Here is a 20644-nt window from a genome sequence, read left to right on the forward strand (position 1 = left end):
GACGGCCCCGCCCATGAACGATGGCCTGATCGCCGCCCTCGATATCGGCGGAACCAAAATTGCGGGCGCCCTGGTCGACCGGGAAGGCGTCCTGGTTCACCGTACGCGCCGCGCCACCCCGGCGCGGGAACCCGCCGACGTACTCGTCGGTGCGGTTCACGAAGTGATGGGCGCCCTGGCCGCCAGCCCTCGGTGGGGAGAAGTTCGGGCGGTGGGCATCGGCAGCGCCGGCCCGATCGACCTGACACACGGGACCGTGAGTCCCGTCAACATTCCCGCCTGGAGGAACTTTCCCCTCGTCCAATCCGTCGCGAGGCATCCAGCTGTGGGCCATCGGCAGGTGACGCTGGCGGGTGACGCCGTGGCGATGACCGCCGCCGAGCATCGCCACGGCGCGGCACGCGGACACAGGAACGCCCTGTGCCTCGTGGTGTCGACGGGTGTGGGCGCCGGCCTGGTGCTCAACGGCAGCGTGCACCACGGGCTCACCGGCAATGCCGGTCACCTCGGCCACATCAGCATCGACTTCGACGGTGAAGCCTGCCCGTGCGGAGCGAGGGGCTGTCTGGAAGCCGTCGCCAGTGGTACGGCCATCACCCGGCACGCGCTTGCTCTCGGATGGCAAGCGTCTCTGACGGCGGACGCGGCAGGGGTCGCGGCGGCGGCTCGAACCGGAGAAGCGGCCGCCATCGCCGCGTTCGATCGGGCGGCCCGCGCATTGGCGGCGGGCATCGCCGCCACGGCGGCGCTGATCGAGATCGACATCGCCGTTGTCGGGGGCGGTGTCGCTCAGTCCGGCGAGGTGTTCTTCGAACCGCTCGCTCGCCACCTGCGGCACTACGCGGCGATGCCGTTCCTGAAGGAGCTGCGCGTCGTGCCCGCTGAACTGGGGCCCGACGCCGGTCTGGTCGGCGCCGCGGTGCTGGCGTCAGCGGGAGTGTCTTCCGTTGCGACCGTGCTCGGCCATGGCAATCGGTAGGCAAGGCCACGGAGCTCTCCTCGGGCCCGTCCGATTCGACTCCCGATCTCGTCCGGTACCCGTTCCTCATGCTGGCGAGCGCCCAAGACCCTCCACATGACCTCAGACCGGAGCCGTTCGTCAACCACCCGGCACGGTCCACGTCATACGCAGGGGGAAACAGGTCGAGAAACGACCCTGGCACAGAAAGCCGCAGGTCAAACGCCCTTCGCCACGCACTCCACGCGCGAGGTCATCGGAAAGACGTCAGTCAGCGCCACAGCAAGAAAAATTCCTGGTGGGAGCCATGCTTCAGCTCCTTTGGTCGGCCATCCGGGTGCCGGAGCGTCAGCTGACCCACTGCTCGCCAGCCGTCGAGCGCGGGCAACCCGGGCGCATCACCCTACGGAACCCTTTCATCACCGGCTCGGCTCATCCACCCGAGGAGGTCGTCCTCGCAGGATCATGGGCAACCGTCCCTATCGCGACGTCGATCCGGGTGCGACCGAGTAGGACGAGGGCAGCAGGACTCTGCATCCATGGCTCATCCGGGCAGGTCGGGATGAGCGAGAGGCTGGTCCACCGGCTCACCCTGGGAATCGTTCCATTCGCTTTCCGTGGTGTCGTCCTCGAAGAGGATCGCCCGGACGCGTCGCAGCACGTCGAGGTGGGCGCGGTTGTAGTACTCGACCAGCGCGTGCATGACGACCGACTCGGCGACCGCCGTCTCCCGGCGCGAGGACAAACCCAGGTCGGCCAGGCTGGGGTGGTCCCTGTGCTGTTGGCGGACATCGGGCGCCATTCGTTCCGCCAGCCGCTGCCGCACTTCGTCGGGGGCGTTCTCGTCGAGTGCCGCGAATTCCGCTTCGAGATCCCCGCGAGGTCCCGCGAGCTGTTCTTGGAGGGCGGCCATCGCCACGGGTGTGAGGATGCTGGAGTAGGCCATCAGCAGGGACCGCTGGGTCTCGGGCAGGTCGTCGGCGAGCGTCCTGAAGTCCTGGGGCATGTCGAGCGCGGCCCGGTTCTCCAAGACGGCCGCCAGTTCCCGCCGCATCCGCTGCCGGCGTTCGATGTCCGCCGCGAGTCCGGCGTCAAGGTCCCGGAGGATCTGCCGCGCCTCCTCGTCGCCGCTCTCGACCGAGGGGACGTCCGCGAGGGCCACGCCGAGGTCGGTCAGTCTGCGGATGCGCAGCAGGCGGACCAGATGGCTGACCCCGTACCGTTTGTAGCCGTTGGACGCCCGTTCCGGCTCGTCCAGCAAGCCGATCTCGTGGTAGTACCGGACGGTCTTGGTCGTCGTGCCCGCGAGTTCCGCCAGCTGACGCGTACTCCACGCCACCAGGAGCCCTTTCTCCAGCGTTCTTCCCGACGCCCATTCAAGACCGTGCCCCCGGGGCACGGTCAACCAACGGCCGGTTCCACGCCGGCCCCTGTTGACCCTGCCCCGAGGGCACGGAGTGGGATGGTCGCGACCACGATCACGAACCGGTATGCGGAGACTGGACATGAAACGACAAAGCAGTGCAGGCCAGAGCCTGGCCCTCTTGGCGGTCCTCGGCCTGGTCGGCTCGCTGGCCGCGGTGCCCGCCGCCGCCGAGGAGCCCAAAACGCCGCAGGTGAAGTGGGGCCAGTGCCCCGACGACGTCGTGGCCGAAGCCGCTCCGACCGAGCTGCAGTGCGCCACCGTACCCGTCCCGCTGGACTACGCCGACCCGGAGGGCGAGCGGATCGACCTCACGGTCTCCCGGCTGGCCGCCGCCGACCCGGACAAGCGGCGCGGCGTCCTCATGCTCAACCCGGGTGGCCCCGGCGGATCCGGGCTGGCGCTCTCCGCGCTGCTGGTGGCCCAGGGCCTGCCCAACAGCGTCACCGACCGCTACGACCTGATCGGCATGGACACCCGCGGGGTCGGTCATTCCACACCGGTCAGCTGCGGCTTCACCACGGACAGCCCCTATTACTCCAACATCCCGCCGTACGCGGTCGACGACGCCGCGGTCACCGCACAGGCGAGGATCGCCGAGCAGGCGGCCGAGCAGTGCGCGAACAACGACGACGGCATGCTGCGCCACCTCACCACCGCGAACACCGCCCGCGACCTGGACCGGATCCGGGCCGCGCTCGACGAGGAGGAGACCAGCTACCTGGGCTACTCCTACGGCACGGCACTCGGCGCCGCCTATGCGTCGATGTTCCCCGGGCGCGCCGACCGGATCGTGCTCGACAGCAACATCGGAGACACCCACCTCGACCGCGACGGCCTGCGCCGCTACGCGCTCGGCATGGAACAGACCCTGCCGGACTTCGCGAAGTGGGCCGCCCGCCGGCACGACAGCTACGGCCTGGGCCGCACCCCCGAACAGGTCCGAGCTTCCTACCTCACCCTCGCCGGCACACTCGACGACGCTCCGGTCGCTGGGATCGACGGCAGCCTCTTCCGGCTCCTGACGTTCGGCCACCTGTTCAAGCAGACGCAGTACCCCAAGCTGGCGCAGACCTGGCAGGCGCTGCTCGAAAACGACCATGCGGCGGCCCGCGGCCTGTCGCCCGTCCCCGAGGAATCGGCGGACGGGGCATTGTCACCGATCGACAACGCGCTGACCGTGTTCCTCTCCGTCACCTGCAACGACGTCGAGTGGCCCGAGGACGTCACCACCTACCGGCGGGGCGTCACCGAGGACCGCGAACGCTACCCGCTGTTCGGCGCCGCCACCGCCAACATCACACCGTGTGCCTTCTGGCCGTACGCCCCCGCCGAACCGCCGGTGAAGATCGACGCCGAGGGCCCGCGCAACGTGCTGCTCCTGCAGAACCGGCGGGACGCGTCGACCCCGCATCGGGGCGGGAAGATGCTGCGCGAGAAGTTCGGCGACCGGGCGCGGTTGGTCACCGTCGACGACAGTGGGCACGGCGTGTACGTCCTGGGCAAGAACTCCTGCGCGCTGAACGCCGCCACACGCTACCTCGTCGAGGGCGAGATGCCCGCGAAGGACACGTTCTGCCGCGCGGACTGACCTTCCCCGGGGGCCGTCACCGTAGATCGTCCGTATCGGACAGAAGTGTGGGGAGACGCCGCATCACGTCGGCCTGGGCCGGATCGTAGAGATCGGTAACGGCTCTGCCGATGGTGCGAGCGGTGTGCTGCCGGCCGCGCGGGGCGTCCGGGGCGAGGGCGCTCAGCCCGGGATGCCTGACCCGGAGACCTCGGACGTAAGGCACGAGACGCTCAGCGAGACTCTGGCGCGCCGGCTCGTCCGCGTCGGCGGGAAGCTCGTCGAGTTCGCGTGCCACCGGCTGCGGCTTCTCAATCTCGATGAGCGGCGCCGTCGGATCTACCTGGCCAGTGAGGCCGCCGCGCTTGGCCATGGCGGGATCCCCCTGGTCGCGGCTGCTTCTGGCGTCAGTGCGGCCACCATCGCTCCGGGGACCGCCGAGCTGTCCGAGCGCCCTTTGCCAGCCGGGCGGATCCGGGCTCCAGGAGCCGGCCGCACACCACTGACGGTCACCGCCCCCGGTCTGCTGCCCGCGCTTGAAACTCTCATCGAGCCGCATACCCGGGGCGATCCGGTCTCTCCGTTGCGCTGGACCATGCTTTCGCTGCGGTCCCTGGCCTCGGGGCTGACCATTCAGGGCCACTCGGGCAGCGCGACGGCTGTCGGGCGTCTGTTGCACGCCCTGGGATACAGCCTGCAGGACACCGCCAAGACCCATCCCTGGCTCCGGGTGCAGGTGAAGCGGCACGAAAAGCCGTGATCCCGAGTGGCACGACGCCGGGCCGGTCACCATCGTCGACAACCGGCGCGTCGGGTGCGTCCTCAAGGTGAAAGCGAGGGGCCGCACCTCGGTGTCGGCCGTGTTCGCGTACAGCTGCTGCTATCCGTCACGTAGCGGCACATGACCGGCTGCGAGATCCGTAGTGGGCACGCGAGCTCCGCGCCGAAGGCCACGAGATCCGCGACGAGGACGTTGCCCGTCTGTCCCCGCACAAGCACCGCAGCCTGAACCTGCTCGGCCGCTACAGCTTCACCGCCTCCACCCCGGCGGTCCGCGCCGGCCGACCGGCGTGAGAGCCCGTCCCGCGGTGAGGGCGTGTCCTACAGGTGCGGGTAGTCGGTGTAGCCGTGGTGGTCACCGCCGTAGAAGGTGGCGGATCCGGTGTGTTGCAGGGGCCCTGGGCGGCCAGGCGGGCGGGCAGGTCGGGGTCGGCGAGGAACAGCGCCCCGAAGGCGATCATGTCCGCGGTGCCGTCCTGGATGAGGGTGAGTGCGTCCGGGCCGGTGGGCTGTGGGTGGGTGAACGGGTTGAGTATGAATGCCGAGGGCCAGGTCTTGCGCAGGCGCGTAGTCAGTTCCCGATCGACTCCTTCGATCATGTGCAGGTAGGCCAGGTTCAACTCGCTGAGCCGGGTGACCAGCGTGGTGTAGGTGCTCTCCACGTCCGCCGCGTCGTGCTCGGCGATGTCGTTGTAGGGGTTCGCGGGCGAGATGCGGAAGCCGGTGCGGTGGCCGCCGATCGCCTGTGAGACGGCTGCGGCCACCTCCAGAGCGAAGCGGGTCCGGCCTGCCACATCACCGCCCCGGCTGTCTGCGCGTTGGTTGGTGTCGGGGGCGAGGAACTGGTGGATCAGGTAACCGCTCGCGCCGTGGATCTCGACCCCGTCGAAGCCCGCGGCGATCGCGTTGTGTGCTGCGTCGGCGAAGGCGGCGATGGTGCGGGGGATGCCGTCGGCGTCCAGTTCCTGCGGGGTGACGAAGTCCATCGGCCCCTGGTGGGTGAACACCTGGCCCTTCGCGGCGACAGGTGAGGGCGCGACGGGGTGCAGACCGGAGGGAAGCAGGCTGGGGTGGCCGATGCGGCCGGTGTGCATCAGCTGCGCGAAGACCACCCCGCCCTTGGCGTGGACGGCGTCGGTGACCTTGTGCCAGGCGCTGACCTGCTCCGGCGAGTGCAGGCCCGGCGGGTCGGGGTAGCCCTGGCCGACGGGCGAGGGCTGTCTCCCTTCGGTGACGATGGGGCCGGCGCTCGCTCGCTGGCTGTAGTAGGTCGCCATCAGGCCGGTCGCGGTGGCGCCCGGCCCGTGGGCCCGGCTGCGGGTCATCGGCGCCATCACGATGCGGTTGACCAGCGACCGGCCGGCCACGTCGACCGGGGCGAATGGATTCGTCATGTCGAAAATCTCCCTGCTGTCGCAGAAGGGTGGAAGAGAAGAGGGCCGTCTGCTACTGCGTGCGGCCCGGGCGCGGGGCTGCGCCCGCGTGGCGCTGGCGAGCCCGCAGTGGTCCAACGTGCGTACACGTGATTGCCGCCGCGGTGATACGCCACCCACAGGCGGAGTTGATCCATTTCCTCAGGCATCCTGGGCCTGGGTGGCGATGGCTGCCCTCAGGCAAGCCCTCGCTCCGCACGGGACAGAGACGGTGCCGGCAAGTAAGGCTTTCCGTGCCCGCCTACCTGACAGGTGGTTGTCGGCTGTGGTCCCTGACCGACTTCTCGACGATGTGCGCGCACGTGGTGGACTCCTGGATCTGGTCAGGGGTCAGGTCGCGCACGGAGACCTGTTCCAGAGTGCGCCACAGGTCGGCAATGGGCTCTTGGAGAGCACGGCCGGCGTCGGTGAGGTGGACCACCATGACCCGCCGGTCGTGGGAGAAGGGCTCCCGGGTGAGCAGCCTGACGCTCGAATGGACTTCAACACCCATGAGCTGTGCGGGAGGCCCTGCTGTCATTCCCCGACCACAAGCCGATCACCCAACCAGGAACCCAAGTTCGACCCGCAACCGAACCTCTCGGTACGGCAACGGCTTCTGAGGCCCTCAAGCCTGCAGAAAAGCAGATCAGAGGACCTGCCGTCACTCCGTATCCGGCCAGTGAGCGTTTTCAGCGCGGCCACTGATCGGGTGACGGGATCGGTCCTCGCACCGCACGAGGCTCCCGCTCCGCCCACCCCATGGCTTCCTGGCAGGAGAAGGACATCTACGGGGCGGGACTTCTTGCGGCTGCCTGGTCGAGCGTGACCGGACACGAGTCGGCGCCCGGGTGTGTGGCGAGGGCGATCAAGGCGTCGAGGCGTCGGCCCGCCGCCTGCAGCTCGGCGACCTTCGCCGTCGTGCGCGCCCGTTCGTCAAGCAGGCGCGCCAGCAACTCGGGACCGACGCGGCGTGCATCGATGGCCGGCAGGAGTGCGGCGATCACGCGGCTGGTGAGCCCGGCTGTGTAGAGCTCGCGGATCAGCCGTACACGGTCCTCCGCCGACTGCGGGTAGACACGCTGTCCTCCTGCCGTGCGCGAGGAATGCAGCAGGCCCTGCTCCTCGTAGTAGCGCAAAGCGCGCGTACTGACACCGGCCCGGTCGGCCAGCTCTCCGATACGCACTGTGACTCGCCCCTCGCTCTGCGGTGTCCGATTTGCCTTTGACGTTGACGTCAAGTTCTAGCGTAGGCGCGAAGGGCGGGAGTGATCGCCGCCCTTCACCCGACGAAAGGATGATCATGGATATCGCTGGTTCCACCGCGCTCGTGACCGGAGCCAACCGGGGCATCGGTCGGCGCTTCGTTGACGAATTGCTGGCCCGCGGGGCCGAGAGGGTCTACGCGGCGGCCCGCAGCCCGGAGACGATCACCGCATCCGACCCCCGCGTCAGCCCGCTGTACCTGGACCTCCTCGACGAGAAGTCGATCACGGATGCGGCCGCCCTCGCACAGGATGTGACACTGCTGGTCAACAACGCCGGCATCGCCACGGGAGCCAACCTGCTGACCGACGACCTGGACGACGTCCGGCGGGAACTGGAGACACATCTTTTCGGCACGCTCCGCGTCATCCGCGCCTTCGCTCCGGTCCTGGCCGCCCACGGCGGCGGAGCGATCGTGAACGTCCTCTCCGTACTGTCATGGATCGCCACCCCCCAGGGTTCGGGCTCCTACTCCGTCGCCAAAGCCGCCGAGTGGAACATGACCAACGGCGTACGTGTCGAGCTCGCCGGACAGAAGACCCTTGTCCAGGGTGTCCACCTGGGGGCAGCGGACACCGACATGATGGCGGGCACCGACGCCCCCAAGATCGATCCTGTCGACGTCGCACGCGCCAGCCTTGACGGTGTGCAGAGCGACTCCCTCGAAGTGCTGGTCGACGACCCCAGCCGCTTCGTCAAGGCGGCCCTGGCCGGCGACCCGGCACAGCTGTACGGTCCTGCGCCCGCCAGGTGAGTCTTTCAGCGTTGCCTCTCCAGCGTGAGCGCGGCCTTGGTGATGACGGTCATGCGGTTGGGCCGATGCGGGATCTCCGGAAGATCTGCCAGGTCTTCCGGCGTGCCATGCCGCGTTCGACCGGAGCGCGGGCTTGGGCGAGGGCGCGGTTGACGGTGCGCTGGATGGGGGTGGGTTCCCCGCCGGGCGGTCGTCCGATCCCGGTGGGGACCCGGGGGCCGACGCCTTGGCAGGCGCGGCCGGCCAGGACAGGGGCACCTTGGCGCTCGCAGATTCGGATGATGCGGTGGGCGCGGGCGGGCAGGTACGGCCTACCGCCGCACCCATGGCATCACCTACTTCCACAGCTGCTACTCGGCCGGTGACGATCAACTCCGGGGCGTCGTCCGCCGCAAGGGCGTCGACCGCACCTGGGCGGCACTGCGGTCGATTCGCGCGGACCGGCCGGCAAGGCTTCGGCGCAGTTGGGAGGCATTCGGTTCGTGGTGGTCCGTCAGCTCAGACGGCGTGATGTGCGTCGTCCGCTTCGTCAGTCATGGCGGGCAGCGGGTTCCGGCGGCCCACTGCCCGCCTACGCATGGCGCGTCGGCGTCAGTCCTTGGTCTGCGTGGCCGGGCGCGCCGTGTTCCGGTCATGACCAGCACTGGGGCCGGAGGTCCGTCGGATCGCCGCTCGGCCGACCCCTTCGCCCGCCGTGAGGAACAGCACGGCGAACAGCAGCAGGGCCGTGCCGGTGAGGACGACCGCGTTGAGCTGCTCATCGAAGACCAGGACGCCGATGACCGCCGCGGTGAGCGGCTCGGCCAGGGCGACCACGGAGGCCGTGGTCGCCCGTACGGCACCGAGGCCTACGAAGAACAACGTGTACGCCAGCGCCGTCGGCACCGCCCCCAAGTAGAGGATCAGGCCCAGGGTCCAGGCCGCACGCTCCATGTCGGGCAGCATGCCCTCCAGCAGAGCCATCGGCAGAAGGCAGACCGTGCCCACCGCGAAGCCGGTCACCGTCGCCTCGAACGCGCCACCGGCGTTCTTCCGGCCGGAGAAGCGGCCCAGCAGAGTCACGCCCGCGTAGCCGGCTGCCGAGAGCAAGGCGTACCCGATGCCCAGGAGGGGTGCGGGGCCGGTACTCCCGTCCGCGCCGCCCATCAGCAGCACCAGGCCGATGACGCCGCTCACCACGGCGGCGGTTCCGGCGGCACCGGTACGCTCGCCCAGGGTGAGCCGGGCTCCGACGACGACCAGTACGGGACCCGAGCCCAGGGTCACCACCGTGGCCACGGTCAGTCCGGCCTCCTGCACGGAGGCGAAGTAGGCCGTCTGATAAACGGCCAGCCCGAATCCTGTGAGCAGGACTCGCCGTGGATTCGCCGCGTACGTTGCGCGCAGCGAGAGCGCCGTCTCCGGCCGCCGGGTCCGCCTCACCAGATGAGCGGTCAGGAGCAGCCCGAGTCCGGTTAGGAATCGCCAGAAGGAAACGGAGAGGGGGCCGATCCCGCCGACGTCGTACAGTTCGGCGGCCACAGCACCGCCAGTACCCCACGCTGTGGCTGCGATCGCGACGTAGAGAACACCCTGCCGAACAGCCAGGGCAGAAGAGGACTGCAACTGAGATCTCCTCGAGTGATTGCCAGCACGATCTCTTCCGTGGGCAACCCACACAGCCACCCCGGCACCTCGGGATGGCTCTGAACGACTGCCCGCCTTAAGCGACGGGCGGCGGAGGCGTCAAGAACAGCTGCATGTGATCACGTTACCCGGCAACGGGGACAGGCGTCCCGGCATTCAAGTGACGCATTGAGGTTTTATCTACGCAACCCGGAACTGACCGGCGTGGCCGAAGCCGCACTGGACGAGCTCGTCGACCAACTGTCTTAAAAACTCGATGAGTTATGTGAAAACGGGCGGTCCCAGCAACGAGGAAGAGACCGCATCCGGGCTCACGGCGCCCGGGACAGACTGACCACCGCCGACCGATTCCTGGCCACCGTGCTCTACCTGGCGAACTCGGAACACGAGACCTGATCGCCCAGCTCTTCGGTGTCAACGGCAGCACCATCACCAGAGCCGTGCACCAAACCCAGCCCTTCCTCACCGACCACGGCTGCGCCCTTTCACCCTCGACAGCCAGGTTCCGCACATCCGCCGACACCACCGCGTTCCTCACGAACAGCAACCCCACAGAGATCAAGTCAGCATGTTGATTCTCTGTGAGCCCTAAACCGTCCTGAGCCGAAGCACGATGGTTGTCATCAGGGCGGGCATGTTGTCACCAGGGCCCTCGGGCGCGCGCCCCGACCGGCTGTGACTGAGCGTCCAGTTGGCGAAACCGCTGAGGACGACGGCGTGGGCAAGGGGTGGCTCGCCGGTCGCCTCCCGAGTCCACGCCCTCCGCGCGCCTCATGGACCGGCCGTGGACGTGCCGGCGGCCCGACGGAGCTGACCGCGATTCCCCAGTGGCAGGAGTGTGTGTCTGCTGCGCGTCGGTCCATGCGCATGATCGGATCGGTTCGCGACGGTCGGGTGCGCCTGGGGTGCCTGCTGCCAGGCTTGGAGTCGAAAGGGAGGCCTCATGATCTCGGCACTCAACCAGCTCGTCGATCTCGTCGAGAAACACCTCGCCGAGGAGCCCGACGTCCAGGGCTTGGCGGGGGCGCTCGGCACGACCGAATACCACTTGCGCCGGATGTTCTCGTCGTTGGCCGGCATGCCGCTGTCCGAGTACGTGCGGCGGCGGCGCATGACCGTTGCCGCCGCAGACGTCGTCCGGGGCGAGGCGGATCTGCTGAGCATCGCCGTCCGGCACGGATACGGCTCGGGTGAGGCGTTCGGACGTGCGTTCCGGGCGGTCCACGGTGTCGGCCCCAGTGACGTGCGCCGCGATGGAGGCCCCTTGCGCACACAACCGCAGCTCAGGTTCCGCCTGACCGTCGAAGGGAGTATCCCGATGGACACCCGTCTCGTCGACCGACCTGCGTTCCAGCTGGTCGGACACGCAACCCGGGTCCCGCTCATCCACCAGGGCGTCAACCCACACATCCAGGAGCACATTGCCGCACTGCCGCAAGAGGAACATCTGCGGCTGAAGGCCCTCAGCGCCACCGAACCGGAGGGCCTGCTGCAGGTCTGCGACGACCTCGATCCCGACGGCAGGGAGGGAAGCGAACTGACCTACCTGCACGGAGTCGCCCTCGCCCGGGACACACCGGCCCCGGACGGCCTCGACGCCATCGAGGTGCCGGCCGGGAGGTGGGCGGTTTTCCGTACCAGCGGACCGCATCCGCAGGCCCTGCAAAAGACCTGGGCGGCGACCGCGGCCGAGTGGTTCCCTGCCAACCCGTGGCGGCTGCGACCGGGGCCCTCGATCGTCGCGATCCTTGAGCGCGCGGACGACTTCAGCACCGCGACCTGCGAGCTGTGGCTGCCCGTCGAACCGGCGTGACGCACTACCGGCCATCGAGCGCGGCTGAAGCCCTCAGCCACAACGGCTGACGCATGGATGCTCCTGTCCGGTTCAGGGTGACCGGCGGACCGCCGGAGCAGAGTGACACCCACCGTGCCTCGCGCGCTGCTGGTGACAGGTAGCGCGCCGACCTGGTGACCCTCACTGTGCGTTGCGTAACCGAAGTCGCAGGTCAGCGGGCACCGATGGTGTCGACCACAGTGCTTCGGCCCAATTCGGCGGGCTGCCGCCAGAGCGCCGCACGGCAGCCCGCCCAACGTGCTGAGGCTCGATAAGTTGTCACCGGCGGAGCCGAACAGGCTGGCAAAAGGGCCAGACTGAAACAGTCTGGTTGTCACCTGGGAGGCGGGCTACTTGTCACAGACGCTCAGTCAGCAGCCGTCCTGTCGCCGGGTCGGGTCATGACGCGCGAGGGGCTCGCTGTGATGCTTGGCGAGCAGACCCCGGCATGTGGACCTGCACGCGACGCGTTGATGACCGGCGGGACCTTCGTCGTCTGGGACGGCCTGGTTCCTGCCGCCCGCCTCGCACACACCTACCGGACACGGTCCCGTATCACTCAAAAGCGCGGCCGGCCGACGCTGGCCCTCGGCGCCACCGTCGACCTCCTCTTCCAGGCAGGGGAGGAGCCTCTCCGCGTCGGGCGCATCGACGCACCGGACATGTCCTGGACGTTCATGCTCTTCCTCAACGCCACCGCCACGGCGGTACTGGCCTGCACAGGCGTAACCAGAAGCGAACCCCCGGATGAGCCAGCCACCGACGCGAAATGACGGGACTGCTGCAGGATTGGGTGACAGCGGAGTTTATGCAGCCAGGGCTGCGGCTGGGGTCATGATGGTCTCGTACTCGAGGGGCGATCGGGCCAGGCGTCTCTGCCGCCGGCGTCGGTGGTAAACGCTGTCCCGCCGCGGCGTGGACACTGACCGCGACCTGGCGGCTCGCCCGCTTCCCGGGCACCCCGCAGTACTGGCGGGCCACCCCGGCTGACGCACGGCCGCACTTGGGAAACGACACATCGTCGATCACCCGCACCTGCGGCGCAATCACCTCGGACAGTCTCCGGGCGATCCGCCGCCGCACCGGCAACGGATCCCACGGCGACTGGTTCACGAACTGCTGCAGGGCCTGCATGTTCCCGTCCGGCAGCCGCTCGGCCATCGGCTGGACCGACTTACGCCGACCGTCCAGCATCAGACCCCGCAGATAACACGCACCCCACCGCCGCTGATCCCGCCGCGGCAACGACCCGAACACATCATCCACGAACTTTGCCAACGCACCCCGGAGCCACTCGACATCCCCCAGTTCCGCGTTCGAAAGATGCCCACCACCAGGTGAGATCACCCAAGGTAACGAAGCACTACTACAGCCCCTCCTGCATTGGCCGATGCCGTGAGCGAGTGCTTTGTGCCGTGTCGAGGAGGCGGCGCAGTCGGAGGCCGTCCGGGGCGACGGCGGTGACGAGCGCAGCGGGTCCTGCGAGTGGAGTCAGGGCGGCGTACCCGTCCTGCGGGGTGCCGCCATGGAGCCGGGGCTCAAGAGGGCTGTTCTCGAAGGCTGGGTCGACGACGAGGACCTGCCCGGTCGCGCGGTGATCGGCGAGGACGGCTGGTCCGTCCCAGCCGGGTACGCCCGGACCGTACTCGGCTTGCTGCTCGAGGAGAACGTGACCGTCGCGCCGAACGGTGAGTCGTGTGGCCACATGGCCGGGTGGCTCTCCGGTGCGTCCGAGCATCTGTTCCTCGCGCAGCATGAGCCGTGCGGTGGGGGCGAGGTCGACGGTCCATGTCTGGCGCAGGTTGGAGCCGGCCGCGCAGATCAGAGGCTTGGGTAGCCAGTGGAGCTCCGCGTGCTCTGCGACGGTCAGGTGTACGTCGTAGGTGGCGTGTTCCTGGGTCAAGCCTCGCAGGGCGAGGGTCGCGGCGGCGGAGGTGACGTGGAGCACCGCCCCCTGTTGGACGGTGGCTTCGATGCGGAGTCGGTCACCGCCGAGTGGGGCGCTCATGGCGCCGACGACGCACACGCGGGCCTCGGTGCCGCGTGAGCGCAGGCGTCGGAGTTCGAAGGGGCCGTCGCCGTCGAGGACGGGCAAGGTGGTGGTGCCGCCTCGGACGGCCGCCATGATGCGGGCCGCGGCCTGCACGCCCACGACAGCCGATTCCTGGGCGGTCTGCACGGCCTCTTGCGTGATGAGGGTCATGCGAGGCCTGCGGCCCAGTGGACGAGACGCTCGCGGACCCAGTCGGCGACCGGTTTTACGCCACCTTCCTCCTTGAGGGAGGTGAAGGTGACGGGAAGGTCGCCGCGCTGGGCCTTGGCGTCCCGGGCCATGCTCTCGAGGTCGGAACCGACGTGGGGGGCGAGGTCCGTCTTGTTGACCACCAGGAGGTCGGCGGTGGTCACGCCGGGACCGCCCTTGCGCGGGATGTCATCGCCGCCGGCCACATCGATGACGAAGATCTGCCCGTCCACGAGGCCCTTGGAGAAGGTGGCGGTGAGATTGTCGCCGCCGGACTCCACCAGGATCAGGTCGAGCGGACCCACCTCCTTCTCCAGGTCCTCGACGGCTTCGAGGTTCGCGGAGATGTCGTCGCGGATCGCCGTGTGCGGACAGGCACCCGTCTCGACGGCCTGGATGCGCTCGGGCGGCAGGACCGCTTCGCGCAGCAGGAAGTCGGCGTCCTCCCGGGTGTAGATGTCGTTGGTGACCACGGCGATGGACATCTCGGCGCGCAGCGTTCGGCACAGGGCGGCGACGGTGGCGGTCTTGCCGGAGCCGACCGGCCCGCCCAGGCCGATCCGCAGGGCGCGCCTCGTGCCGTCGGGGTGCTCGGAGGCGGCGGCCGTGCAGGTGTGGCGGTGGGGGAACTTCTCGTCGAGATCGTGACCGAGGTGCATACGTACTCCTTGTGTGATGTCTCGTTGTCCCGTTGTGGATGGTCAGGACGCGAACAGACGTACCGGCCAGGCGGCGTGCTGCTGTGCGCTGATGTCCAGCAGTGGTGCGGAGGCGGCGGGCAGGGCGCCGGCCCCGTCTTGAGGGATGCGCTGGGCGGCCTGGGTGGCTGCTGTGGCGACCTGGTCCAGCTCCGGTGCCAGGCGGGCCAGGACGACGGTGGCATCGAACGGGTCGAGGCTCAGGAGTCTGACCGTTGCGGTGGCCGGCCCGCTGACGGATTCGTACGCCGCGGCGTACGCGGCGTCCAGTGGGGACAGCCCGGCCGACCGGGCGGCCAAGCCCAGGACCACGGGCTGGTGAGCGCCTTGGGGGCGTGCCGCGGCCAGGTGGTCCAGCTCGGCCGACGGCCAGGTGGCGCGGGCCGCGCGCATCATCTGCCGCCCGAGTTTGCGGGCGGTGGTCCGGAGGGCCTGCACCGGGGCGCGGGCGTCTGCGGCCTCGTCCAGTGCCAGTGGATCGTGGCCGGCCGCGGCTGCGGCGGCCAGCGCCGCCGCGACCAGGCCCGCGGTGTGCAGCCTTCCCCGGCAGAAGCCCTCCAGCGAGTCCGCGTCCTTGATGCGGCCCGCGGCCACAGCTGGTTCGGTGCCGCCGGAGTGAGCGTGCCCTCCGGCGGGGAACCGGCCGTCGGCCAGGACGAACAACGCGGCACGGTTCATAGGATGCAGGCCAGCTTTCTTCATCTCTTCCTCTGCCTTAGGGCTGTCCCGCAATTCCTGGCGGGACAGCCCTTTGCCTTCTGGGTCACTGGGGGCGCTGTGGCAAGGGCTCAGAAGAGGAAGTACCGCTGGGCCATGGGCAGCTCGGAGACGTAGGCGCGGTCGACGATCTGGTCGTCGACGAAGGTCGTCACGTCCGTGACCTTGGCCCCGCCGATGACGACCTCGTAGGTGTCGGGGTCGATACGGACGTCTGGGGTGGCGCTGTTCTCCTTCATGTCGGCCTTCTGGACGGAACGCGTGTCCTTGATGGCCTTGAACCGCTTGTTCAGCTTGCGCCCTTCGGCCAGGCCCTTCTTGATGGCCCGCTCAGTGACGAAGTTGTACGAGAGGGAGCCTGGCGCCTGGCCGGTGGCCCCCCACATGGGGCGCGGCAGGAGCGGCTGTGGGGTGGGGATGGACGCGTTGGCGTCACCCACCTGTGCGTAGGCGATCTGCCCGCCCTTGATGACCAGGTGCGGCTTGACGCCGAAGAACTTCGGTTCCCACAGCACGAGGTCGGCCAGCTTGCCGGTCTCCACCGATCCGACGACGGCACCGATCCCCTGGGCGAGGGCCGGGTTGATGGTGTACTTCGCGACGTACCGGCGGGCACGCCTGTTGTCGGCCAAGAGCGGCTCGGCCTCCGGCGTCGTGTCCACCGGCGTTCCGCCCTTGGCCTTCTTGCCCTTCGGCGCGCTCTCCGGCCTGTCCTCCTCCAGGAAACCGCGGCGCGTCTTCATGACGTGCGCGGTCTGCCAGGTACGCATGATCATCTCACCGATGCGTCCCATGGCCTGGGCATCCGAGGACATGATCGAGATGGCGCCGAGGTCGTGGAGGATGTCCTCGGCGGCCATCGTGGAGGGCCGGATCCGGGAGTCCGCGAACGCCAGGTCCTCAGGGACAGCGGGGTTGAGATGATGGCAGACCATCACCATGTCGAAGTGCTCCTTGACCGTGTTGACGGTCAGCGGCCGGGTGGGGTTCGTGGAGGCGGGCAGTACGTTCGGCTCGCTCACCATCTTGATCATGTCGGGAGCGTGGCCGCCTCCGGCGCCCTCCACGTGGAAGATGTGAATGGGGCGGCCCTTGATGGCTTTGATGGTGTCCTGGACGAAGCCGGCCTCGTTCAGCGAGTCGGCGTGCAGGGCGAGCTGGACACCGGTCTTCTCGCAAACCTCGAGGCAGGCGTTGATGACGGCCGGGGTGGCACCCCAGTCCTCATGGACCTTGAGTCCGATGACACCGGCTTCCACCTGGTCGAACATGGACTCCTTGGACATGGTGGCGCCCTTGCCGAGCAGCCCGATGTTGACCGGGAAGCCGTCCAGCGCCTCAAACATCCGGTCGATATGCCAAGAACCCGGCGTGACGGTGGTGGCCTTGCTGCCTTCCGCCGGACCCGTTCCGCCCCCGATGAGGGTGGTTACCCCAGCGGCCAGCGCCTCATCGATCTGACTGGGACAGACGAAGTGGACGTGCGTGTCGATCCCGCCGGCGGTCAGGATCCGGCCGTTGCCGGCGATGACCTCGGTATCGGGACCGATGACGAAGTCGGTGGGCTTCGGACCGACGCCGTTGTGACTGACCGGATCCTTGTGCAGCGGGTTCATGGTCTCGGGGTTGTACGCCTTGCCGAGTGCGACGATGTGACCGTCACGGATGGCGACATCGGCTTTCACCACGCCCCAGTGGTCCAGCACGACGGCGCCGGTGATGACGGTGTCGGGAGGCAGAACGACGCTTCCGTCGGCAGCGGTGGCGTTCCTGCCTCTGCCGGGGTCGCGCGGGGCGATGGACTGCCCCATCGACTCCCGGATCACCTTGCCACCGCCGAAGACCATCTCGTTGCCACTGCGTCCGGGACCGCCCGACCAGTCGTCCTCGATCTTGATCTGCAGCGCCGTGTCGGCGAGCCGGATCCGGTCGCGGACCGTCGGACCGAACCGGTCCGCGTAATCGGCACGAGGGAGCGGGGCGTGGGGTGCCGGCTTCGTCTGGCAGCAGGAACAGTCAGGGCAATCGGTCATGGAATTCACACCTGCTCCTTGCCGGACGGCCCTTTGATGTTGTCGAGGGAGCCCTTGGTCTTCTCGGGCAGGCCCCTGACCTTGCCGCGCAGACCGTGGACCACGCGCTCACCTTCGATGGGCACGAGTTCGACCTCTTCGGTGATTCCGGGCTCGAAACGTACGGAGCTGCCGGCAGGGACGTTCAGGCGTCTGCCCCACGCCTTCATGCGGGGGAACTTCAGTCCGTCGTTGGCCTCGGCGAAGTGATAGTGGGAACCGACCTGCACAGGACGGTCGGTCGGATTCTCGACCGTCAGCTTCGTCACCTGGCCCTCCTGCCGGTTACGTTCGTTGAAGACCACCACCTCGTCCCCCTCGCGCGTGGAGAAGTCCACCTTCCCCGGCCAGACCATCGGCTCCTCGTCCTTGCCCACTTCGGAGAACGGACTGTGGATGGTGACCAACTTCGTGCCGTCAGGGAACGTGGCCTCCACCTGCACGTTCTCGATCATCTCCGGGACACCCTCCATCACCTCCTCCCGGGACAACACCTTCCGCCCCGAAGACATCAGGTCGGCGACGGTCCTGCCGTCCCGGGCCCCTTCCAGCACATGTGCACTCAACAGCGCCATGCTCTCCGGATAGTTGAGCCGCACCCCCCGGGCCCGCCGCCTCTCGGCGACATCCGCCGCCACGTGCAACATCAAGCGTTCCTGCTCATGCGGAGTCAGGTGCACAGCCACTTCCCTGCGTTCGCTCATGCTCAGGACGTCTGTCCTGGGCCTCACGAGCTCGGACCTGCTCCACGCAGCAGTCGGCAGCCAAGGCAAGGTCTCTGGCCCTCGCCCCGGCCTCCAGCGCAGCAGACCGCCCCTCTGGGCAGTGCAGGCCGAACCCGAAGTAGTGCAGCCATCTTGATCACGCCGACGGGCCGAGTATGGGTTCTTCGTCCGGTCGGCACCCAGATGAGTGATTGTGTGCAGTACGCCCGGAGGAAATGGTGTAGAGGCTGTCATAGCAGTGGTCGACACGCGGGCTGAAGGGCAGTTCTCCGGATGCCAGGTGACGGGCCGGGCCCGCCCCCGCTCAGGCGGGGGCGGGCCCGGTGTGATGGACCTACTGACGTCGGCCTGTGTCGTTGATCTTCTTGCCGTCAGCGCGGGTGTCGGCCTCCCTGCCCCCTCGCGTGTGCGAGTCCCGGTCGGCATGCCTGTCCGGGCTCTGTGGCTACGGCGGAGAGCTCAATGGCGACGTCGTAAAGGCCCGGGCTTGCCGTGACCGGTGTCCGCGGGTCCTCGCGGGCGGCTCGCGTGCGTGTCGGTGTGATCGGCTGCCAGGTCCCACCGAGCGGAACGCCTCGACGCACAGCTTGACGGCCTGCGGGTCCTCGGTGTGGTCGGGCTCCAGGGCCTCGCCGTCACCGGAGAAGATGTCCCACCGCACGATCCGGTCGCCTATGAGCCAGAAGTCGTTGGCCGGTAAGGCGAGGGGGGAGGCGCGGTGGCAGGAAAGCCGGCGGATCTGTTCGCCGACGCGGAGGCTGGCCTCGGTGATGGCGTGTTCGAAGCGGATGCAGCCGGTGACGGACTCGGACACGATCCGGACCCGGCGGGCCTTCAGCACGGAGCTCGAGGTGTTCCGGCCCTACGCACTACGCAGCTCGGGCATTGCCCGGCCCGTCCTTCGCGCTCCGCCGTCCGCGGCCACAGCCGTCCGCCTTCGAGTGTTCGCGTGACCTTCGCCCCTCACCGAGCGGGGTCCTGAGGGACCGCCTTCCAACGGTCGTCGGCGAACATGTTCCCGCTGCGGTGGCCGCTTCCTTGTCGCTGGCCTCAGACGAGGCGCGACTGCTGCCGCAGCGGGCTGCTTGCCTGGTGCAGGCTCCTGAGTGCCTGTCCGTAGGAGGCGAGGAGCGAGGTCTGAAGGTAGGCCACGTCCAGCTCGTCGCAGTAACGGTGCACGAGGAGCTGTGCCTTGCGCAGATTCGGCGAGGGCATGCTCGGGAACAGGTGGTGCTCAATCTGGTAGTTCAGCCCGCCCAGCGCCACGTCCGTGAACCAGTTTCCGCGCACGTTGCGGGAAGTGAGGACCTGACGGCGCAGGAAGTCGGGCCGGTCGCCGCCGGTGAGCGTCGGCATGCCCTTGTGGTTCGGGGCGAAGATGGCTCCGAGGTAGACCCCGAACAGGCACTGGTGCACGACGAGGAACACCACGGCCTTCCCCGGGGACACCACGAGGAACAGCGCGCCGAGATACAGGACGAAGTGAGCGACGAGAAGAGTTCCCTCTGTCCGGCGCTGTTTCAGCGTACGGTCTGCCAACGCCCGCACTCCCGCGACGTGCAGGTTGAAGCCCTCCAGCGTCAGCAGCGGAAAGAACAGGTACGCCTGCACCTTCCCAAGCAGGCGAGGGAGACCGGTGGCCTTGCGGGCTTGAGCCTGACTCCAGACCAGGATGTCGGGCGCCACGTCCGGATCGAGCTCTTCGTGGTTGGGGTTCGCGTGGTGGCGGGAGTGCTTGTCCTGCCACCAGCCGTACCCCATGCCGATCCCCATGTTGGCGGCGAGCCGCCCGATCAGTGCGCTCGAACGGCTGCGCCGGAACACCTGCCGGTGACCGACATCGTGCGCGACGAGCGCGACCTGCCCGAAGACCGCAGCGAGGAACACAGCGGTGAGCAGCGTCCACCAGCTGTCGCCGACCGCCACGAAGGCCAGCCAGCCCACCGCGTAGGCCGCGGTCACCAGTGCCATGCGCACGCCGTAGTAGAAGGGGCGACGCCGCATCAGTCCAGCGTCCTTGATCTGCTTGGAGAGCCGCGAGAAGTCACTGCCTGCCCGGCGTTCCCGAATCGGTGCGGTGTCACTCGCGCGTTGGGTCGTGTCTGTGGTCATCGTCGGTCCTGTCGTTCGCGAACAGAGCGGAGACAGGCGGTCGTCGAAGGACTACGGGTGATCGGCATGATGCCTCAATCTCCGGCGCCGGCCCGCACGCGGACGACGTCACAACAGCACGTCGCACACGGAATCGGGGCGGGGCGGTAGGGGTATTTGATCTGTCACATCGCCGTGGGGAGGTGTCCGACAGATTCGTTGCACACGGTGCTGGCACAGCACTGGGATTCAGCGCGCGTCACGAACTCGGCGCGGACACCAGTACCTCTCCCCAAGATCCGGGAAGAACAGCCATGCGCCGGGGCATCCTGACTTCAGGGTACACAAGCCGGTGTAGGGGTCAGGTGTGGCCGGATCTCGACCACGCCTCTGCCCACGCACGATCCACGTCCGTGCCGAAGCCGCCCCTGTGTGCGATGGCGAGCGACCGGCTCAGGGTCTTGACCTATGTCCCG

Annotated in this window: 16 protein-coding genes and 6 pseudogenes; 8 read left to right on the forward strand and 14 right to left on the reverse strand. The window is 68.5% G+C overall.

Features of this window, described 5'->3' with window-relative positions; all coding sequences use genetic code 11:
* Positions 1-13 precede the first annotated feature (13 nt).
* Entirely contained in the window at positions 14-979 is a 966-nt protein-coding gene (locus tag ACF1FZ_RS30050; RefSeq protein WP_391776538.1) for an ROK family protein, read from the forward strand.
* 523 nt (positions 980-1502) lie between these two features.
* Here the strand turns inward: ACF1FZ_RS30050 and ACF1FZ_RS30055 are convergent.
* Positions 1503-2297 (reverse strand): MerR family transcriptional regulator, encoded by a 795-nt coding sequence (locus ACF1FZ_RS30055; RefSeq protein ID WP_391776539.1) that lies wholly within the window; start codon positions 2295-2297, stop codon positions 1503-1505.
* Positions 2298-2463: 166 nt separating this feature from the next.
* On the opposite strand from ACF1FZ_RS30055, the gene ACF1FZ_RS30060 reads away from it, so the two are divergent.
* Both ACF1FZ_RS30060 and ACF1FZ_RS30065 read left to right on the forward strand, forming a co-directional pair.
* Positions 2464-3972 (forward strand): alpha/beta hydrolase, encoded by a 1509-nt coding sequence (locus ACF1FZ_RS30060; protein ID WP_391776540.1) that lies wholly within the window; start codon positions 2464-2466, stop codon positions 3970-3972.
* A 280-nt stretch (positions 3973-4252) separates the two neighbouring features.
* Positions 4253-4666 (forward strand): annotated as a pseudogene (locus ACF1FZ_RS30065) (ISAzo13 family transposase); the annotation flags it as partial.
* Between the two features lie 386 nt (positions 4667-5052).
* Here ACF1FZ_RS30065 and ACF1FZ_RS30070 read toward each other — a convergent pair.
* The 3 genes and pseudogenes from ACF1FZ_RS30070 to ACF1FZ_RS30080 form a co-directional block, all read right to left on the reverse strand.
* Positions 5053-6125, reverse strand: a pseudogene (locus ACF1FZ_RS30070) (alkene reductase).
* A 280-nt stretch (positions 6126-6405) separates the two neighbouring features.
* Positions 6406-6684 (reverse strand): hypothetical protein, encoded by a 279-nt coding sequence (locus ACF1FZ_RS30075; RefSeq protein WP_391776541.1) that lies wholly within the window; start codon positions 6682-6684, stop codon positions 6406-6408.
* A gap of 247 nt (positions 6685-6931) precedes the next feature.
* On the reverse strand, positions 6932-7330 hold the full coding sequence (locus tag ACF1FZ_RS30080) for a MerR family transcriptional regulator (RefSeq protein ID WP_391776542.1): 399 nt from the start codon (positions 7328-7330) through the stop codon (positions 6932-6934).
* A 116-nt stretch (positions 7331-7446) separates the two neighbouring features.
* Here ACF1FZ_RS30080 and ACF1FZ_RS30085 point away from each other — a divergent pair, with 116 nt between their 5' ends.
* A complete protein-coding gene (locus ACF1FZ_RS30085; RefSeq protein ID WP_391776543.1) occupies positions 7447-8163 on the forward strand; it encodes an SDR family oxidoreductase in 717 nt (238 codons plus the stop codon).
* Positions 8164-8168: 5 nt separating this feature from the next.
* Here ACF1FZ_RS30085 and ACF1FZ_RS30090 read toward each other — a convergent pair.
* Positions 8169-8461 (reverse strand): annotated as a pseudogene (locus tag ACF1FZ_RS30090) (transposase family protein); the annotation flags it as partial.
* Between ACF1FZ_RS30090 and ACF1FZ_RS30095 the strand changes: the two are divergent.
* Positions 8461-8610 (forward strand): annotated as a pseudogene (locus tag ACF1FZ_RS30095) (IS630 family transposase); the annotation flags it as partial. The pseudogenes ACF1FZ_RS30090 and ACF1FZ_RS30095 sit on opposite strands and share 1 nt — an antisense overlap.
* Positions 8611-8754: 144 nt before the next feature.
* Here the strand turns inward: ACF1FZ_RS30095 and ACF1FZ_RS30100 are convergent.
* A complete protein-coding gene (locus ACF1FZ_RS30100; protein ID WP_391776544.1) occupies positions 8755-9684 on the reverse strand; it encodes a DMT family transporter in 930 nt (309 codons plus the stop codon).
* Positions 9685-9969: 285 nt separating this feature from the next.
* Here ACF1FZ_RS30100 and ACF1FZ_RS30105 point away from each other — a divergent pair.
* The 3 genes and pseudogenes from ACF1FZ_RS30105 to ACF1FZ_RS30115 form a co-directional block, all read left to right on the forward strand.
* Positions 9970-10364 (forward strand): annotated as a pseudogene (locus ACF1FZ_RS30105) (transposase family protein); the annotation flags it as partial.
* A 368-nt stretch (positions 10365-10732) separates the two neighbouring features.
* Positions 10733-11602: a GyrI-like domain-containing protein gene (locus tag ACF1FZ_RS30110; protein ID WP_391776545.1), complete on the forward strand. Its 870-nt coding sequence runs from the start codon at positions 10733-10735 to the stop codon at positions 11600-11602.
* 494 nt (positions 11603-12096) lie between these two features.
* The gene (locus ACF1FZ_RS30115) at positions 12097-12396 is read left to right on the forward strand and encodes a hypothetical protein (RefSeq protein WP_391776546.1); all 300 of its coding nucleotides are present in this window, start codon (positions 12097-12099) and stop codon (positions 12394-12396) included.
* A 133-nt stretch (positions 12397-12529) separates the two neighbouring features.
* Here ACF1FZ_RS30115 and ACF1FZ_RS30120 read toward each other — a convergent pair.
* The 8 genes and pseudogenes from ACF1FZ_RS30120 to ACF1FZ_RS30155 all read right to left on the reverse strand — a co-directional run.
* Positions 12530-12931 (reverse strand): annotated as a pseudogene (locus tag ACF1FZ_RS30120) (transposase); the annotation flags it as partial.
* Between the two features lie 58 nt (positions 12932-12989).
* Positions 12990-13826, reverse strand: coding sequence for an urease accessory protein UreD (locus tag ACF1FZ_RS30125; protein ID WP_391776547.1), 837 nt, complete (start codon positions 13824-13826; stop codon positions 12990-12992).
* A complete protein-coding gene (ureG, locus tag ACF1FZ_RS30130; RefSeq protein ID WP_391776548.1) occupies positions 13823-14524 on the reverse strand; it encodes an urease accessory protein UreG in 702 nt (233 codons plus the stop codon). The genes ACF1FZ_RS30125 and ureG overlap by 4 nt, the downstream gene beginning before the upstream one ends.
* A 42-nt stretch (positions 14525-14566) precedes the next feature.
* Positions 14567-15241, reverse strand: a complete 675-nt coding sequence (locus tag ACF1FZ_RS30135) for an urease accessory protein UreF (protein WP_391776577.1) — start codon at positions 15239-15241, stop codon at positions 14567-14569.
* Between the two features lie 110 nt (positions 15242-15351).
* Positions 15352-17313 (reverse strand): urease subunit alpha, encoded by a 1962-nt coding sequence (locus ACF1FZ_RS30140; RefSeq protein ID WP_391776549.1) that lies wholly within the window; start codon positions 17311-17313, stop codon positions 15352-15354.
* A 5-nt stretch (positions 17314-17318) separates the two neighbouring features.
* Positions 17319-18503: an urease subunit gamma gene (locus ACF1FZ_RS30145; RefSeq protein WP_391776550.1), complete on the reverse strand. Its 1185-nt coding sequence runs from the start codon at positions 18501-18503 to the stop codon at positions 17319-17321.
* A 19-nt stretch (positions 18504-18522) separates the two neighbouring features.
* Entirely contained in the window at positions 18523-18918 is a 396-nt protein-coding gene (locus tag ACF1FZ_RS30150) for a DUF6879 family protein (protein ID WP_391776551.1), read from the reverse strand.
* A gap of 209 nt (positions 18919-19127) precedes the next feature.
* Entirely contained in the window at positions 19128-20189 is a 1062-nt protein-coding gene (locus ACF1FZ_RS30155; protein WP_391776552.1) for a fatty acid desaturase family protein, read from the reverse strand.
* Between the last annotated feature and the right edge of the window lie 455 nt (positions 20190-20644).

Origin of the sequence: Streptomyces sp. NPDC014623, assembly GCF_043088245.1 — a bacterium.
Classification (GTDB): Bacteria; Actinomycetota; Actinomycetes; order Streptomycetales; family Streptomycetaceae; genus Streptomyces.

Excerpts from the sequence above, each read along its gene's own strand:
- ACF1FZ_RS30075 (WP_391776541.1), bottom strand. The coding sequence starts at position 6,684 with ATGACAGCAGGGCCTCCCGCACAGCTCATGGGTGTTGAAGTCCATTCG.
- ACF1FZ_RS30125 (WP_391776547.1), bottom strand. The coding sequence starts at position 13,826 with ATGACCCTCATCACGCAAGAGGCCGTGCAGACCGCCCAGGAATCGGCT.
- ACF1FZ_RS30060 (WP_391776540.1), top strand. The coding sequence starts at position 2,464 with ATGAAACGACAAAGCAGTGCAGGCCAGAGCCTGGCCCTCTTGGCGGTC.
- ACF1FZ_RS30110 (WP_391776545.1), top strand. The coding sequence starts at position 10,733 with ATGATCTCGGCACTCAACCAGCTCGTCGATCTCGTCGAGAAACACCTC.
- ureG (WP_391776548.1), bottom strand. The coding sequence starts at position 14,524 with ATGCACCTCGGTCACGATCTCGACGAGAAGTTCCCCCACCGCCACACC.
- ACF1FZ_RS30145 (WP_391776550.1), bottom strand. The coding sequence starts at position 18,503 with ATGCCGACCGGGACTCGCACACGCGAGGGGGCAGGGAGGCCGACACCC.
- ACF1FZ_RS30155 (WP_391776552.1), bottom strand. The coding sequence starts at position 20,189 with ATGACCACAGACACGACCCAACGCGCGAGTGACACCGCACCGATTCGG.
- ACF1FZ_RS30085 (WP_391776543.1), top strand. The coding sequence starts at position 7,447 with ATGGATATCGCTGGTTCCACCGCGCTCGTGACCGGAGCCAACCGGGGC.
- ACF1FZ_RS30140 (WP_391776549.1), bottom strand. The coding sequence starts at position 17,313 with ATGACCGATTGCCCTGACTGTTCCTGCTGCCAGACGAAGCCGGCACCC.
- ACF1FZ_RS30135 (WP_391776577.1), bottom strand. The coding sequence starts at position 15,241 with ATGAACCGTGCCGCGTTGTTCGTCCTGGCCGACGGCCGGTTCCCCGCC.
- ACF1FZ_RS30050 (WP_391776538.1), top strand. The coding sequence starts at position 14 with ATGAACGATGGCCTGATCGCCGCCCTCGATATCGGCGGAACCAAAATT.
- ACF1FZ_RS30115 (WP_391776546.1), top strand. The coding sequence starts at position 12,097 with ATGACCGGCGGGACCTTCGTCGTCTGGGACGGCCTGGTTCCTGCCGCC.